Raw genomic sequence first — 14,063 nt, forward strand, 5'->3', positions numbered from 1 at the left:
CCGGCTTGTCAGACCCGTGGGGCACCATCGTCGTGTGAGAGGCCAGCCGACGGTTCTGCACCTCGACATGGACGCCTTCTACGCCTCGGTGGAGCAGGCGGCCAAGCCGAGCCTGCGTGGCAAGCCCGTGATCGTCGGCGGTCTCGGGCCGCGCGGCGTGGTCGCCACCGCCTCCTACGAGGCCAGGCGGTTCGGCGTGCACTCGGCGATGCCCATGGCGCAGGCGCGCCGCCTGTCCCCGCACGCCGCGTTCCTGGTGCCGCGCTTCCAGGTCTACCGGGCGATCAGCGAGACGGTGATGGGTCTGCTGGCCGAGCTGTCCCCGCTGGTCGAGCCGCTGAGTCTGGACGAGGCGTTCGTCGATCTGGCGGCGGGCGGCACGGCCGCGTCCGCGGAGGAGGCGCGGCGCACCGGCGAGCGGCTGCGCGCCGGGATTCGCGAGGCCACCGGCGTCACCGGTTCTGTGGGCCTGGCAGGCTCCAAGATGCTGGCCAAGATCGCCTCCGAGCAGGCCAAGCCGGACGGTCTTGTGCTGATCCGCCCCGGCACGGAGCGCGAGCTGCTCGCGCCCATGCCCGTGCGGACCCTGCCCGGCGTCGGCCCGGCCACCGCGGAGGTGCTGCGCAGGGCGGGCATCACGACCGTGGGGGAGACGGTGCAGGCGGGTGAGGCCGAGCTGCTGCGGCTGCTCGGCAAGGCGCACGGCGCCTCGCTGTACCTCATGGCCCGCGGGGTCGACGAGCGGCCCGTGGTCGCGGACCGGGACACCAAGTCCGTATCCGTGGAGGACACCTTCGACGTCGACGTCACCGACCGGGCCCGCATCCGGTTCGAGGTGGCCGGGCTGGCGGACCGCTGCACGCGGCGCCTGCGGGCGGCCGGCCGCTCGGGGCGGACGGTGGTGCTGAAGGTCAGGCGCTACGACTTCACCACGCTCACCCGGTCCGAGACGCTGCGCGGCCCCACGGACGACCCCGAGGTGGTCCAGGAGGCGGCCCGGCGGCTGCTGGAGGGCGTGGACACCACGGAGGGCGTCCGGCTGCTCGGCGTGGGCGTCAGCGGGCTGGCCGACTTCACCCAGGAGGATCTGTTCGCCCAGGCGCTCCAGTCATCGCGCGCGCCGGAGCAGCCGGCCGCCGAGCCCTCGCCCGGCGGTGCGCCCGCGCCGCGGACGGCCCCGCGGGCCACCGACTGGCTGCCCGGGCTCGATGTGACGCACGAGCGGTTCGGACCCGGCTGGGTCCAGGGGAGCGGCGTCGGCCGCGTCACGGTCCGCTTCGAGCGCCCCGATTCGCCGCCGGGCCGAGTGCGCACGTTCCTGGTGGACGACCCGGAGCTGACCGGCGGCGAGCCGCTGCCCCTGGTCGAGCGGGCGGCCCCGGCAGGCGGCGGGAGTCAGGCGGACAGCGTGTCGTCCGGACCGAGCCGGGGGACGTCGAGGCCGTAGTGGTGGTACAGCTGGAGCTCCTGTTCGGGGGAGAGGTGGCGGCCCACGCCGAAGTCGGGGGCGTCCCTGATCAGGGAGCGGGGGAAGGGGACGCACAGCGTGTCGTCCACCAGCTCGCTCGGTTCGAGCGGAACGAACGCGTCGCGGCTGAACAGGCCGGTGCGCACGGCCGCCCATTCGGGTGCCCCGGTGGCGTCGTCGAGATACACCTCATCCACAGTGCCGATCTTGGTGCCGTCGCGGTCGAACGCCTTGAGGCCGATCAGACTGCGCGGGTCGATGTCGGTCTGCACGATTCCTCCAACTGATCACCACTGGTCCCGGAAGGTCTCTACGACCTACGAAAAGGCACAATCCGCGGACTGGCCAGTCGAGTGGCACCCGGGCCACCGGGACCACCCCCGCTGGTACCCTCAAAGACGGTCGACAACCTCGTGCGGGAGAGTCCCGGTGCCGACCAGGCCCCGGGCGCCGAAGGAGCAACTCCTCCCCGGAATCTCTCAGGCCCCTGTACCGCGCGGGGAAGACCACTCTGGAAAGCAGGGTGACGGGGGAGCGACGCTCCCCGGTTCCCTCACCGACGGTGCAAGCCGGGTCACGTGTGTGACGCGGTGAAGCTCTCAGGTCGACATGACAGAGGGGGAGGCAGCCAGGCGCCGGTGCCTGGCACCCCCGCAGGTCGCCGCGACCAGGAGGAGCCTCCCGATGACCGCTCGCCGCACCCCGTTGTCCGCCCTGGAGCAGGGCACTCCCTTCGCTGCCCGGCACATCGGGCCCGACGCGCAGGACCAGGCCAAGATGCTGGCCCACGTCGGCTTCGGCTCCCTGGACGAGCTGACCGCCGCCGCGGTGCCCGAGACGATCCGCACCACCGAGGCGCTGCGGCTGCCCGAGGCGCGCGACGAGGCGGGCGTGCTGGCCGAGCTGCGGGCCCTCGCCGCCAGGAACACGGTGCTGCACTCCATGATCGGCCTCGGCTACCACGGCACGTTCACCCCGCCCGTCATCCTGCGGAACGTCATGGAGAACCCGGCCTGGTACACCGCGTACACCCCGTACCAGCCGGAGATCTCGCAGGGCAGGCTGGAGGCCCTGCTCAACTTCCAGACCGTCGTCGCCGACCTCACCGGGCTGCCCACGGCCGGTGCGTCCCTGCTCGACGAGGCGACCGCCGCCGCCGAGGCGATGGCGCTGTCCCGCCGGGTCGGCAAGGTCAAGGGCGGGGTCTTCCTCGTCGACGCCGACTGCCTGCCGCAGACCATCGCGGTGGTACGCACCCGTGCCGAGCCGACGGGCGTGGACGTGCTGGTCGCGGACCTCGGTGACGGCATTCCGGCCGAGGCCGCGGAGCGTGGGGTCTTCGGCGTTCTCGTGCAGTACCCCGGGGCCTCCGGCGCCGTGCGCGACTTCCGCGGCCTGATCGAGGAGGCACACGGCCTCGGCGCGGTCGTCACGGTGGCCGCCGACCTGCTCGCCCTGACGCTCCTCACCCCGCCGGGGGAGCTGGGCGCCGACATCGCGGTCGGCTCCAGCCAGCGGTTCGGCGTCCCGATGGGCTTCGGCGGCCCGCACGCCGGCTTCATGTCCGTGCGGAACACCTACGCCCGCAGCCTGCCCGGGCGTCTGGTCGGCGTCTCCCGGGACGCGGCCGGGGCGCCGGCCCACCGCCTCGCGCTCCAGACGCGGGAGCAGCACATCCGCCGCGAGAAGGCGACGAGCAACATCTGCACCGCACAGGTGCTGCTGGCCGTGATGGCCGGCATGTACGCGGTGTACCACGGGCCGGACGGGCTGGCCGCCATCGCCCGCCGCACCCACAGGTATGCCGCGCTGCTCGCGGCCGGGCTGCGCGACGGCGGCGTGGAGGTCGTGCACGACTCCTTCTTCGACACCGTCACGGCCCATGTGCCCGGCCGGGCGGCGGAGGTGGTGGCGGCGGCCCGCGAGGCCGGGGTGAACCTGCGCCTGACCGACGCCGACCACGTCGGCGTCTCGTGCGACGAGACCACGGGACGCGGCCAGCTCGCCGCGGTCTGGGCGGCGTTCGGGGTGGCCGGTGACGCGTTCGGCATCGACGCGCTGGACGCGCGCACGCCGGACGCGCTGCCCGAGCAGCTGCTGCGAGGCGACGACTACCTCGCGCACCCGGTCTTCCACCGGTACCGTTCGGAGACCGCGATGCTGCGCTATCTGCGGCGGCTCGCCGACCGCGACTACGCGCTGGACCGGGGCATGATCCCGCTGGGCTCGTGCACCATGAAGCTGAACGCGACGGTGGAGATGGAGCCGGTCACCTGGCCGGAGTTCGCCGCGCTGCACCCGTTCGCGCCCCTCGAACAGGCCGAGGGCTATGTCGCGCTGATCCGGGAGCTGGAGGAGCGGCTGGCCGAGGTCACGGGCTACGACAGCGTCTCGCTCCAGCCGAACGCCGGCTCCCAGGGCGAGTTGGCGGGCCTGCTCGCCGTGCGCGCCTACCACCGGGCGGCCGGGCAGCCCGGCCGGACCGTCTGCCTCATACCGTCCTCCGCGCACGGCACCAACGCCGCGAGCGCCGTCATGGCCGGGATGCGGGTCGTCGTGGTCGCGACCGGCGAGAACGGCGATGTGGACGCCGATGACCTGCGGGCCAAGATTGCCGCACACGCGGACGAGCTGGCCGTGCTGATGGTCACCTACCCGTCCACGCACGGGGTGTTCGAGGAGGACATCGCGGATATCTGCGCGGTCGTGCACGACGCGGGCGGTCAGGTGTACGTGGACGGTGCCAATCTCAACGCGCTCGTCGGTCTGGCCAGGCCGGGCCGGTTCGGCGCGGATGTCTCGCACCTCAACCTGCACAAGACGTTCTGCATCCCGCACGGCGGCGGCGGTCCTGGCGTCGGCCCGGTCGCGGTCCGTTCCCATCTCGCGCCCCACCTGCCCGGCCACCCGCTCCAGCCCGCCGCGGGGCCCGCGGGCGGCGGAACGGGGCCGGTCTCGGCGGCGCCGTGGGGTTCGGCCGGCATCCTCCCGATCTCCTGGGCGTACGTGCGGCTGATGGGCGCGACGGGGCTGCGCCGCGCCACGCAGGTCGCGGTACTCGCCGCCAACTACGTCGCCAAGCGGCTGGAGCCGCACTACCCGGTGCTGTACGCGGGTCCCGGCGGGCTGGTGGCGCACGAGTGCATCATCGACGTGCGGCCGCTGACGAAAGCGACCGGCGTCAGTATCGACGACGTCGCCAAGCGGCTGATCGACTACGGGTTCCACGCGCCGACCATGTCGTTCCCCGTGCCGGGAACCCTCATGATCGAGCCCACGGAGAGCGAGGATCTGGCAGAGCTCGACCGGTTCTGCGAGGCGATGATCGCCATTCGTGCCGAGATCGACCGCGTCGGGTCGGGGGAGTGGCCCAAGGACGACAATCCGCTGGCCAACGCCCCACACACCGCGGCCCAGCTGAGCGGCGAGTGGCCGCACCCGTACACCCGGCAGGAGGCCGTCTTCCCGACCGGGGCCCAGGACCAGCGGGCGGGCAAGTACTGGCCGCCGGTCCGGCGCATCGACGGCGCCTTCGGGGACCGCAATCTGGTCTGCTCCTGCCCGCCGGTGTCCGACTACGCGGACTGAACGCCGGGCACGAGAGCCGGGGCCGGTTCGCGCCGTTGCGGCCCGGCCCCGGACGTTTCGGTGGTGAGCGGTCAGCTCGCCAGTCCGACGGGCGCGAGCCGGGTGCTCAGCACCGGAAGCAGCACGTCGGTGCGGACCGCCCGGTCGGCGGCGATCCCGGGCGGCGCGGGCGCCAGCGGGATGAGCAGGTCCTGCGGCTGAGGGCTGCCCTCGGCGGGGTCCGCGGCCGGGTCGGAGTGCAGCCAGAGCGTCAGCATGTACAGCTCCGGCACGGACAGCAGGCGCGGCTGGTAGGGCGCGGGCAGCGACTCGGCCAGCCGCACGGCCCGCTCCGTCGACGCGATGTACGGGCCCTCGCAGAAGTGCGAGAACGCCCAGCCCTCCGGCGTGCGCGCGGTTTCCGCCGCGCCGACGGCCCGGCCGTCGCGCGTGAGCAGGAAGCGCCAGCCGGTCAGCCGGGCGTCGGGCGGCACGGCGGACCCGGTAACCGGCGACAGCCGGTGCACGGGCAGCGGAAGGGCCAGGTCCAGGGCGCCGTGGTCGAGGTACAGCGGATGCGGTGCCCGCCTCGTTGCGGGGTGAAGCGCCGTACGGATGCTGCGCTCGGCGGCAGCGGGAGCCGTCGGGTTAAGCACGGGCATGATGGGTCGCCTCTCGCTTCGGAGTAGGTCGCCTCTTGATGGGGAGACACGCCGTGCCGGATTTTATACGCGGCTTGTTGTCCCTACGTTTCAAGTAGCCCACCCGCGAGGTTTCGGCAAGGGGGAAATCCGGTCGCCGCGGGGGCAGCCGAGACGGTGATTATTCCAGGGGAATATGCCCTGATGGTGAGGCTGCGGCGCGCGGGACATGCGTGCCGTCCCGGCCACCTGGGCAGGATCGAGCCCATGACACCGCTCGACCGAGGAGGTGCCCCATGGGAGAGAAGGTCGTCGCCGACCGCTTCGATCTGGCCGCACGGCAGCGGTTCAGGGCCCGGCTGCACGCGTGTCTCGACGCCCTCGGCGCGCTGCTGCGCGAGGACCGCTTCGAGGGGCCGCGTGACCAGATCGGTCTTGAGGTGGAGCTGTGCCTCGCCGACTCCGACGGATCGCCCCGAATGGTCAACGACGAAGTGCTGTCCCGAATGGCGACCCGCGATTTCCAGGCTGAGCTCGGACAATTCACCCTCGAACTCAATATGGCGCCCCGACGGCTGTCCGGGCGGGTGTTCGACGATCTGGCCGAAGAACTGCGCATCGCCCTGGGCTATGCCGACCGAATGGCCGCGGAATTCGATGCCCGGTTGGTGATGACCGGAGTGCTGCCGACGATCACCGCTGAGCAGATGGCGCCTGACACGTTCTCCCCGGGTGACCGTTACATGCTGCTGAACGATCAGATCATGGCGTCACGCGGGGAGGCGATCACCCTGGACATCACCGGCGCCGAGCGGCTGCGCGGGACCTTCGAGTCCATAGCCGCCGAATCGGCGTGCACCTCGGTGCAGTTCCACCTCCAGACCACGCCGGAACGATTCGCCGACACCTGGAACGCCGCGCAGGCCGCGACCGCCGCGCAGATCGCCGTCGGTGCGAACGCCCCGTTCGTCTTCGGCCGCGAGCTGTGGCACGAGTCGAGGCCCCCGTTCTTCCTCCAGGCCACCGACAGCCGCCCGCCCGAGCACGCGGCCCAGGGAGTCCGCCCGCGGGCCTGGTTCGGGGAACGCTGGATCGACTCGGTCAGCTGCCTGTTCGAGGAGAACGTCCGCTACTTCCCCGCCCTGCTCCCGCTGTGCGGCGAGGAGGACCCGCTGGAGGTGCTCGCGTCCGGCGGCGTGCCGCGGCTGTCGGAACTGATCCTGCACAACGGCACGGTGTACCGCTGGAACCGGCCGGTGTACGCGGTCACCGGCGGCGTTCCGCACCTGCGCGTGGAGAACCGCGTGCTGTCCACCGGGCCCACGGTCACCGACACCGTGGCCAACGCCGCGTTCTACTACGGGCTGGTGCGCGCGCTGGCGGACGACCCGGAGCCGGTGTGGCGGCGGATGCCGTTCGCCACCGCGGAGGAGAACTTCCTCGCGGCCTGCCGGCACGGCATCGACGCCGAACTGAGCTGGCCAGGGCCGGGGGCGGGCGCCCCCAAGGCGTGGCCCGCCGCCGAACTGGTCCGCCGGCAGCTGCTGCCGCTGGCCGCCGACGGCCTCGACGCCTGCGGTGTCGCCGCCGCGGACCGCGACCACTACCTCGCCGTGATCGAGGGGAGGTGCCGCCGCCGCGTCACCGGAGCGGGCTGGCAGACTCGGGTCTACCACCAGGCGGTGGCCGATGGAGCGGACCGGACGAGCGCACTGCGCGATCTCGTCCGGCGGTACAGCGAACTGGCGCGGTCGGACGCTCCCGTGCACAGCTGGCCGGACGAGGGCTGACGCCCCCGGGGCCCGCGCGCGGGCGCACGGCGGCGGCGCGCGGACGGGAGGCGGCGTTGGGGCCGGAGCAGGTGACGAAGGCGGCCACGGGCGGCGCGGGACGGCGCTCCCGCCGCCTGCTCGGCCACGAAGTGCTGCTGGTGCTCGGGCTTTCTCTCGGCGCGAGCGCGATCGGGGCACTGATCCGCTTCTCGGGCGTGCTGACCCGCCCGGGCGGGCTGAGCGACCAGGCCGCCACGCTCAACAGCTCCCGGGCTCCCGACCGGCCATGGCTGGACCTGGCGTGGCAGCTGTTCGGAATCGCCACCGCGCTGGTGCCGGTCGCGTTGGTCGCCCACCTCCTGCTGCGCGAACGGGCCGAGGCCGCCGGCCCGGGGCTGCGGGGCATCGGCTTCGACGGGCACCGGCCCCGCTTCGACCTGGCCTGGGGAGCCGTGGTGGCCGCGGGCATCGGCGGCAGCGGGCTGCTGCTCTACCTCGGCGCGCACGCAGCAGGGGCCAACCTCACCGTCGTCCCCGAATCGCTGCCGGACGTGTGGTGGAAGATGCCGGTGCTGATCCTCTCCGCCATCCAGAACTCCGTGGTGGAGGAGGTCATCGTCGTCGGCTACCTGCTGCGCCGCCTCGGGCAGCTCGGCTGGTCGCCGATGGGCGCGCTGGTCGCCAGCTCCGTGCTGCGCGGCACGTACCACCTTTACCAGGGCATCGGCGGTTTCTTCGGGAACGTGGCGATGGGCGTGATCTTCGTCTGGCTGTACCGGCGGTGGGGGCGGGTCATGCCGCTGGTCGTGGCGCACGCGCTGATCGACATCGTCGCGTTCGTCGGCTATGCGCTGCTGGCCGGCCGCGTCGACTGGCTCCCCACCGCCTGACCGCCGTTACCGCGGGGGGCCGGTGCCCGCGGCGAGCGGGAGCGCCTCGATCCGGCCCGCGCCGCACACCGAGCCGAAGTCCCACTCGGCGCTGGTCGGGCTGTACTCGTCCGGCGGGATCACGGCAAGACCCGCGGGGTCGGGCCCGCAGTTGCCGTCGGCCGGGTCCTGTTCGCCGGGCACCGCGCTCCAGTGCAGCTGGGCCCAGGCGCTGCCGCCCGGTTCGACGGTGAGCACCTGCGGGGCGGCGGAGTCGTCGCGGACGGTCGTGGTCGGAATGTCGTCGCCGTCCTGGGCCGTGAGCTGGAGTCCGGGCCAGCCCTGGGTGCGGCAGGCGGTGTCGGAGGTGTTGGTGAGCACGAGCGCGGCGTAGCGGTTGCCGGCGCCGGGCGAGAGCGGGGTCAGCGAGGCGGACAGCGCGTCGGGCGAGCACCACGCCGGGTCGTCGGCGGCGGCCGGGGGCGCCCCGCCGCCCTCCTGGGCGGTGTTCTCCCGGTCGCTGTCCTCTTCTTCCCCGGACCCGGGGCCGGAGGTGTCGGGCAGCGGTTCGGCTTCCTCGGTCGCGGGGTCCGCTTCCGCCGGACCGCCGTCCCGTTCCGCGGAGCGCTCCTCCGCGGCGGTGTCGGACGCGTCGCGGCTTCCGGCGGTGTCGTCGGTGTCGTCCGAACCGGCGCAGCCGCCGGCTACGAGCACGGCGAGTGCGGCGAGTGCTGCGGTGCGTAGGGAATGAGACGCCATGATTCGTTCCTCCGGTGTGGGGATTCGGCTGGGCGGAGGAGTGCTGTGGGGATTGGACGCGTCCCCGTCAAAAGAGGTTCCCCGCGGACCGGTTGGCACGCCTGCTCGCGCACGGGCTTCCCGCCGGGCCTGTGCGGCGCAGCGGGGCAGCATCTAAGGTGGCAGACGTGATCAGGACTGTTCTTCCGCCGCCGGCCGCGTAACGCGGGCGGCCCCACCGAGGCACGTGCCGGGCGATGCGCCCCGGCGCGCGGCCGGTCCTGCCCGCCTCCGGGATCAGTGACCGCCACCTCGTCCTGTGTGGGAGAACCTTCATGCGTCATTCATCGTCCTCGCGTGTGCCGAGCGGCCTGCCGACCGGCCGTGGAGCGGCCTTCGTAGCCCTGGCCGCCGTCGCCTGGGGCACCGCGGGCGCCGTCGCGGCCCTGCTGTTCGACACCAGTGGGCTGGGCGCCATCGCCCTGACCTTCTGGCGTACGGCGGGCGGTCTCGTGCTGCTGCTCGCCGTCCGCCCGCTACTGCGCGGGCGGGGCGCGGCGCGCCCGCGCGTACGACCCACGGCGCAGCGCCCGTTGCGCCGGGCGGCGAGCGTCGGGGTGATGGGCGCCGGTTTCGCCCTGTTCCAGGCCGCCTACTTCGCGGCCGTCGACGCCACAGGGCTGGCCGTCGCCACCGTGGTCACCCTCGGCGCAGGCCCGGTCCTGATAGCGCTCGGCGGCCGGCTGCTGCTGGGGGAGCGGCTCGGCAGGGGCGGGGTGGCGGCGGTGGCCGGTGCGCTGGCCGGGCTCGCCGTGCTCTCCTTCGGCGGCGCGGACGGGGCGGGCGCGGTGCGGCCCTCGGGGCTGGCGTTCGCCCTGCTGGCCGCGTCGGGCTACACCGTCATCACCCTGCACAGCCGCAGGCAGGGCACGGCCGCCGTGGCGGCCGACCCGCTGACGACCACCCTCTCCTCCCTGGCCGTGGGAACGGGGCTGCTGCTGCCGTTCGCCCTGGCCGACGGGGTGCTTCCGCGGGGCGAGGACCTGGCCGCCTCGCTGTTCCTGCTCGGGTACCTGGCGGCCGTGCCGACGGCCCTGGCCTACGCGCTGTACTTCGCCGGGCTCGCCGTGGTGCGGGCCGCCACCGCCTCGGTGATCGCGCTGATCGAGCCGGTGACGGCCACGCTGATCGCCGTGACACTGCTCGGCGAGCGGCTGACCGCGGCCGTCGTCGCCGGCACGGCGCTGCTGCTCGGCGCGGTCGTGGGCCTGGTCCTGGCCGAGGGCCGGTCAGCCCCGGGCGTAAGCCGTCAGGTAGCCGGGAGCGGGCAGCCGCTCGGTGTCGTGGGGAACGGGGTCGCCGTGGACGGTGCGGACCGGGAGGACGCCGGACCAGTGCGGGAGTGACGCGTCCTCGGGATCGTCGTTCGGGCCGCCGCGGCGGACCTTGGCCGAGACCTCGGCGAGGTCGAGAACCAGCACGGCGGTCGCGGCCAGTTCCCGGGCGTTGGCCGGGCGGCAGTCGGCCGCCCGGCCCGGCACCACGTGGTCCACCAGCAGGTCGAGCGCGCGGGCCTTCTCCGCGGTGTCCGTCACGGGACGCGCGGTGCCGTGCACCACCACCGAGCGGTAGTTGACGGAGTGGTGGAACGCCGAGCGCGCCAGCACCAGGCCGTCCACATGGGTCACCGTCAGGCACACCGGCAGGCCCCGCTCCGGTCCGCCGGCGGCCCGCAGCGGGCGGGAGGCGGTGGAACCGTGCAGGTAGAGCCGCTCGCCCTCGCGCGCGTACAGGGTCGGCAGCACGGCGGGCGCGCCGTCGCGCACGAAGCCGAGGTGGCACAGGTAGCCCTCGTCCAGGACGGCGTGCACCAGCTCCCGGTCGTAGGAGACCCGTTGCCTGGCGCGGGTCGCGGTCGTGCGGGGGGTCTGCGGGTAGTCGGCCGCGTCGGGGGCGGTGGACATCGGACGCTCCTCGGGTCGGACTTGCCCAGCGCTTTGCACTAGTGCAAAATGCTGATTGTGCTAGGAGAATATCGAATCGAGGGCCGGGGCGCCTCCGACATTGCGGCCAGCGTCGAACGAGGCGTCGGCAGCGGCGCGTTGGCCCCCGGTCGGCCCCTGCCGACGCTGCGGGCGCTGGCCGAGCTGCTCGGCGTGAACCAGAACACCGTGGCCGCGGCGTACCGGATGCTGCGCGAGCGGGGCGTCATCGAAACGGCCGGCCGCCGCGGCAGTCGCGTGCGCGCCCGTCCGGCCAGCACTCCGCGCGAGGCCGTCGGCGTCGATGTACCGCCCGGCGTCCGCGACCTGTCCCGCGGCAACCCCGCCCCGGCCCTGCTGCCGCGGCTCGGCACCGTGCTCGCGTCCGCCGCCGCCCGCGCCACGCGTTCCCCCGTGCTCTACGGCGACCCGCCGGTGCACGCCGCGCTGGAACGGGTGGCCCGTGACCGCTTCGGACGGGACGGAGTGCCCACCGGCCGGATCGCCGTCACCTCGGGCGCGCTCGACGCCGTGGAACGTGTCCTCGCCGCGCGCCTGCGCCCCGGCGACACGGTGGCCGTCGAGGACCCGGGCTGGGGTGCGCTGCTCGACCTGATCCCCGCACTCGGCCTGCACACCGCGCCCGTCGCGGTGGACGACGAGGGCCCGCTGCCGGAGCGGGCGGCGGATGCGCTGCGCCGGGGAGCGCGCGCCCTGATCGTGACCGCCCGCGCGCAGAATCCGACGGGCGCCGCCATCTCCGCGTCGCGCGCCGCGGCGCTCCGTGCCGTTCTCGCCGCCCATCCGGACGTCCTCCTCATCGAGGACGACCACGGCGACGGCATCGTGGAGGTGCCCCCGCACCCGCTGGCCGGGCACACCAGCTGCTGGGCGTTCGTCCGTTCCGCCGCCAAGGCGTACGGGCCCGATCTGCGCGTTGCCGTGTGCACCGGCGACCCGGTCACCGTCGACCGGGTGCTGGGGCGGCAGCGCCTCGGCCCGGGCTGGGTCAGCCACCTGCTCCAGGACGCGGTGGCGCAGCTGTGGGAAGGCGGCGCGGAGGAGGCGCGGCGCGCGGCGCGGACCTACGGCGAGCGCCGGGACGCGCTGCTTGGCGCCCTCGCCGCCCGCGGTGTGCCGGCCCACGGCCCCAGCGGCCTGAACGTGTGGCTGCCGGTTCCGGACGAGACCACCACGGTCGCCAGGCTGCTGCACGCAGGATGGGCCGTCGCGCCCGGGGCCCGCTTCCGGCTCGCCGCGCCGCCGGGCGTCCGGATCACCGTGGCGGACCTCGACGTGGCCGAGGTCCCGCCGCTCGCGGACGCCGTCGCGGCGGCCGTGCGGCCCTCGGCCGCGCGCCGGTACGACTGACCGCGCGCTCGCGTGCGGGTGACCGTGAAGCAGAGCGTCGCAGCCGGCGCACGGGCCCGTAGCATCACTGAGGTGTTGAACATCGACCGGCTGCGCGTCCTGCATGCCATCAGCCACCACGGCTCGGTCAGCGCCGCCGCGGCGGCGCTGCACGTGACCACGTCCGCGGTGTCCCAGCAGATGGCCAAGCTGGAGCGCGAGACCGGCCAGCGCCTCCTCGCCAAGAACGGCCGCGGCATCCGCCTCACCGACGCGGGCCGGCTGCTGAGCGAGCACGCCGACCGCATCCTGTCCCAGGTCGAGCTGGCCCACGCCGACTTGGAGGCCCAGCAGGGCCGGGCCGTCGGCGAGCTGCTCATCGGCGCGTTCGCCACTGCCGCCCGCGGCCTGTTCCCGCAGACGCTCGCCGCGCTGCGGGCCGGGCATCCGCGGCTGGCGCCGCGGCTGCGGGAGATGGAGCCGGAGGAGGCGCTGCGCGACCTGGCCCGCGGCGATATCGACCTGGCCGTCGTCCTGGACTGGTACAACAGGCCGCTGGCCCTGCCCGGCGGTCTGGCCAGGCAGCCGCTGCTGGACGACGTGGCCGACGTCGCCATGCCCGCCGAGCACCCGCTGGCCAGGCGGCGCGAGGTGGATCTTGAGGAGTTCGCCGACGACCCCTGGGTGTCCTGGCCGCCCGGCGCGATCTGCCACGAGTGGCTGATGTTCACGCTGCGCAGCCGCGGCGTCGAGCCCCGGATCACGCACACCGCGGCCGAACACCACACGCAGCTGGCGCTGATCGCGGCCGGGCTCGGCGTCGCCGTCGCGCCCCGGCTCGGACGTACGCCGGTGCCGGCCGGGGTCGCGGTGGTGCCGGTACGGCAGACGATCACCCGCCGCGTGTACGCGGTCTGGCGTGCGGGCGCCGACCGCAGGCCGTCGGTCGCGGCGGCGGTCGGCGCGCTGCGCGCCGCGGCCCTCGAGGTGGCCGAGGAGCCGCGGGGGGCCGCCGCCGGCTGATCAGGCGAGCCGGATGTCCTCCCCGCTGACGGTGACCTCGCGCGCCGTCAGCGGCTCGGTGGCCGGCCCCTGCACGACGCTGCCGTCCTCGATGGCGAACTTGCTGCCGTGGCACAGGCAGTCGATCGTTCCGTCGCGCACCTCGGAGACGGTGCAGCCCTGATGGGGGCAGACCGCGGAGAACCCGCGGAAGTCGCCCGCGGCGGGCTGCGTCACCACCACCCGCTGCCCGTCGAAGACCCTGCCGCCGCCCTCCGGCACGTCGGAGGCGGCACCGAGGCGTTCGCCCGCCTCGCCGCCGCCCTCGCCGCCGCCCGTCTCGGAACCGCAGGCGCCGAGCAGCCCCGTCAGTCCCACGGCACCCGCCGCCACCACGCTCCGACGGGATGTCACCGGTCCGGTCACGCCGGCCCCTTCCTCGTTGTGCCCGCTCGCGAACGTACCCGCCCGCGCCCGGCGCGAACGGCGCCGGGGGGCCCGAGAGTACCGGGAGCGCGCCGTTCTCACCTGGGGGAATGCTGCGTGAAACGTCCGCGACCCGCTACGTCACCCCCCTGCGGGAGGGTGGCATGTGAGGTCGTTCTCGAGCAGGCCGACGGGCGGCCGGGATGGGCGTGACCCTGTGTGAGCTACTCGCCAAGGGCGAGGGCGAC

12 protein-coding genes and 2 riboswitches are annotated in these 14,063 nt (G+C 74.2%); of the genes, 7 read left to right on the forward strand and 5 right to left on the reverse strand.

The annotated features are described in order from the left end of the window. Window positions 1-34 precede the first annotated feature (34 nt). Window positions 35-1,447 carry a DNA polymerase IV gene (locus tag STBA_RS33110; RefSeq protein ID WP_077062692.1) on the forward strand — a complete coding sequence of 471 codons (1,413 nt, stop codon included), beginning with the start codon at window positions 35-37 and terminating at the stop codon, window positions 1,445-1,447. Here STBA_RS33110 and STBA_RS33115 read toward each other — a convergent pair. Then, window positions 1,396-1,740, reverse strand: coding sequence for a PRC-barrel domain-containing protein (locus tag STBA_RS33115; protein WP_077062693.1), 345 nt, complete (start codon window positions 1,738-1,740; stop codon window positions 1,396-1,398). The two genes, STBA_RS33110 and STBA_RS33115, sit on opposite strands and share 52 nt — an antisense overlap. 134 nt (window positions 1,741-1,874) lie before the next feature. Next, a riboswitch (glycine riboswitch) is annotated at window positions 1,875-1,973 on the forward strand. Then, window positions 1,974-2,094, forward strand: a riboswitch (glycine riboswitch). It begins immediately after the preceding riboswitch. A 58-nt stretch (window positions 2,095-2,152) separates the two neighbouring features. On the opposite strand from STBA_RS33115, the gene gcvP reads away from it, so the two are divergent. After that, the gene (gcvP, locus tag STBA_RS33120; RefSeq protein WP_077062694.1) at window positions 2,153-5,056 is read left to right on the forward strand and encodes an aminomethyl-transferring glycine dehydrogenase; all 2,904 of its coding nucleotides are present in this window, start codon (window positions 2,153-2,155) and stop codon (window positions 5,054-5,056) included. Window positions 5,057-5,127: 71 nt separating this feature from the next. On the opposite strand, the gene STBA_RS33125 is transcribed toward gcvP, so the two are convergent. Next, window positions 5,128-5,697 carry a hypothetical protein gene (locus STBA_RS33125; RefSeq protein ID WP_077062695.1) on the reverse strand — a complete coding sequence of 190 codons (570 nt, stop codon included), beginning with the start codon at window positions 5,695-5,697 and terminating at the stop codon, window positions 5,128-5,130. Window positions 5,698-5,972: 275 nt separating this feature from the next. Here STBA_RS33125 and STBA_RS33130 point away from each other — a divergent pair, with 275 nt between their 5' ends. Together STBA_RS33130 and STBA_RS33135 are read left to right on the forward strand one after the other, a co-directional pair. Next, entirely contained in the window at window positions 5,973-7,466 is a 1,494-nt protein-coding gene (locus STBA_RS33130; protein ID WP_077062696.1) for a glutamate--cysteine ligase, read from the forward strand. 56 nt (window positions 7,467-7,522) lie between these two features. Beyond that, complete coding sequence (locus STBA_RS33135) at window positions 7,523-8,338, forward strand: CPBP family intramembrane glutamic endopeptidase (RefSeq protein ID WP_216355999.1); 816 nt, start codon at window positions 7,523-7,525, stop codon at window positions 8,336-8,338. 6 nt (window positions 8,339-8,344) lie between these two features. Here the strand turns inward: STBA_RS33135 and STBA_RS33140 are convergent, their stop codons facing one another. Further along, window positions 8,345-9,076, reverse strand: coding sequence for a DUF4232 domain-containing protein (locus tag STBA_RS33140; RefSeq protein ID WP_077062697.1), 732 nt, complete (start codon window positions 9,074-9,076; stop codon window positions 8,345-8,347). A 314-nt stretch (window positions 9,077-9,390) separates the two neighbouring features. Between STBA_RS33140 and STBA_RS33145 the strand changes: the two genes are divergently transcribed. Then, a complete protein-coding gene (locus STBA_RS33145) occupies window positions 9,391-10,461 on the forward strand; it encodes an EamA family transporter (protein WP_107485295.1) in 1,071 nt (356 codons plus the stop codon). Here the strand turns inward: STBA_RS33145 and STBA_RS33150 are convergent. Further along, entirely contained in the window at window positions 10,345-11,019 is a 675-nt protein-coding gene (locus STBA_RS33150; RefSeq protein WP_077062699.1) for a pyridoxamine 5'-phosphate oxidase family protein, read from the reverse strand. The two genes, STBA_RS33145 and STBA_RS33150, sit on opposite strands and share 117 nt — an antisense overlap. 57 nt (window positions 11,020-11,076) lie before the next feature. On the opposite strand from STBA_RS33150, the gene STBA_RS33155 reads away from it, so the two are divergent. Together STBA_RS33155 and STBA_RS33160 are read left to right on the forward strand one after the other, a co-directional pair. Beyond that, entirely contained in the window at window positions 11,077-12,408 is a 1,332-nt protein-coding gene (locus STBA_RS33155; protein WP_077063786.1) for an aminotransferase class I/II-fold pyridoxal phosphate-dependent enzyme, read from the forward strand. A gap of 72 nt (window positions 12,409-12,480) precedes the next feature. Next, the gene (locus tag STBA_RS33160; RefSeq protein WP_077063787.1) at window positions 12,481-13,410 is read left to right on the forward strand and encodes a LysR family transcriptional regulator; all 930 of its coding nucleotides are present in this window, start codon (window positions 12,481-12,483) and stop codon (window positions 13,408-13,410) included. Here the strand turns inward: STBA_RS33160 and STBA_RS33165 are convergent, their stop codons facing one another. Beyond that, complete coding sequence (locus STBA_RS33165) at window positions 13,411-13,815, reverse strand: Rieske (2Fe-2S) protein (protein WP_077062700.1); 405 nt, start codon at window positions 13,813-13,815, stop codon at window positions 13,411-13,413. Between the last annotated feature and the right edge of the window lie 248 nt (window positions 13,816-14,063).

The organism is Streptomyces sp. MP131-18 (genome assembly GCF_001984575.1).
GTDB lineage: Bacteria > Actinomycetota > Actinomycetes > Streptomycetales > Streptomycetaceae > Streptomyces > Streptomyces johnsoniae.

What these genes read in the sequence shown, in the direction of transcription:
- gcvP (WP_077062694.1), top strand. Translation starts at nt 2,153, where the DNA reads ATGACCGCTCGCCGCACCCCGTTGTCCGCCCTGGAGCAGGGCACTCCC.
- STBA_RS33125 (WP_077062695.1), bottom strand. Translation starts at nt 5,697, where the DNA reads ATGCCCGTGCTTAACCCGACGGCTCCCGCTGCCGCCGAGCGCAGCATC.
- STBA_RS33130 (WP_077062696.1), top strand. Translation starts at nt 5,973, where the DNA reads ATGGGAGAGAAGGTCGTCGCCGACCGCTTCGATCTGGCCGCACGGCAG.
- STBA_RS33140 (WP_077062697.1), bottom strand. Translation starts at nt 9,076, where the DNA reads ATGGCGTCTCATTCCCTACGCACCGCAGCACTCGCCGCACTCGCCGTG.
- STBA_RS33145 (WP_107485295.1), top strand. Translation starts at nt 9,391, where the DNA reads ATGCGTCATTCATCGTCCTCGCGTGTGCCGAGCGGCCTGCCGACCGGC.
- STBA_RS33150 (WP_077062699.1), bottom strand. Translation starts at nt 11,019, where the DNA reads ATGTCCACCGCCCCCGACGCGGCCGACTACCCGCAGACCCCCCGCACG.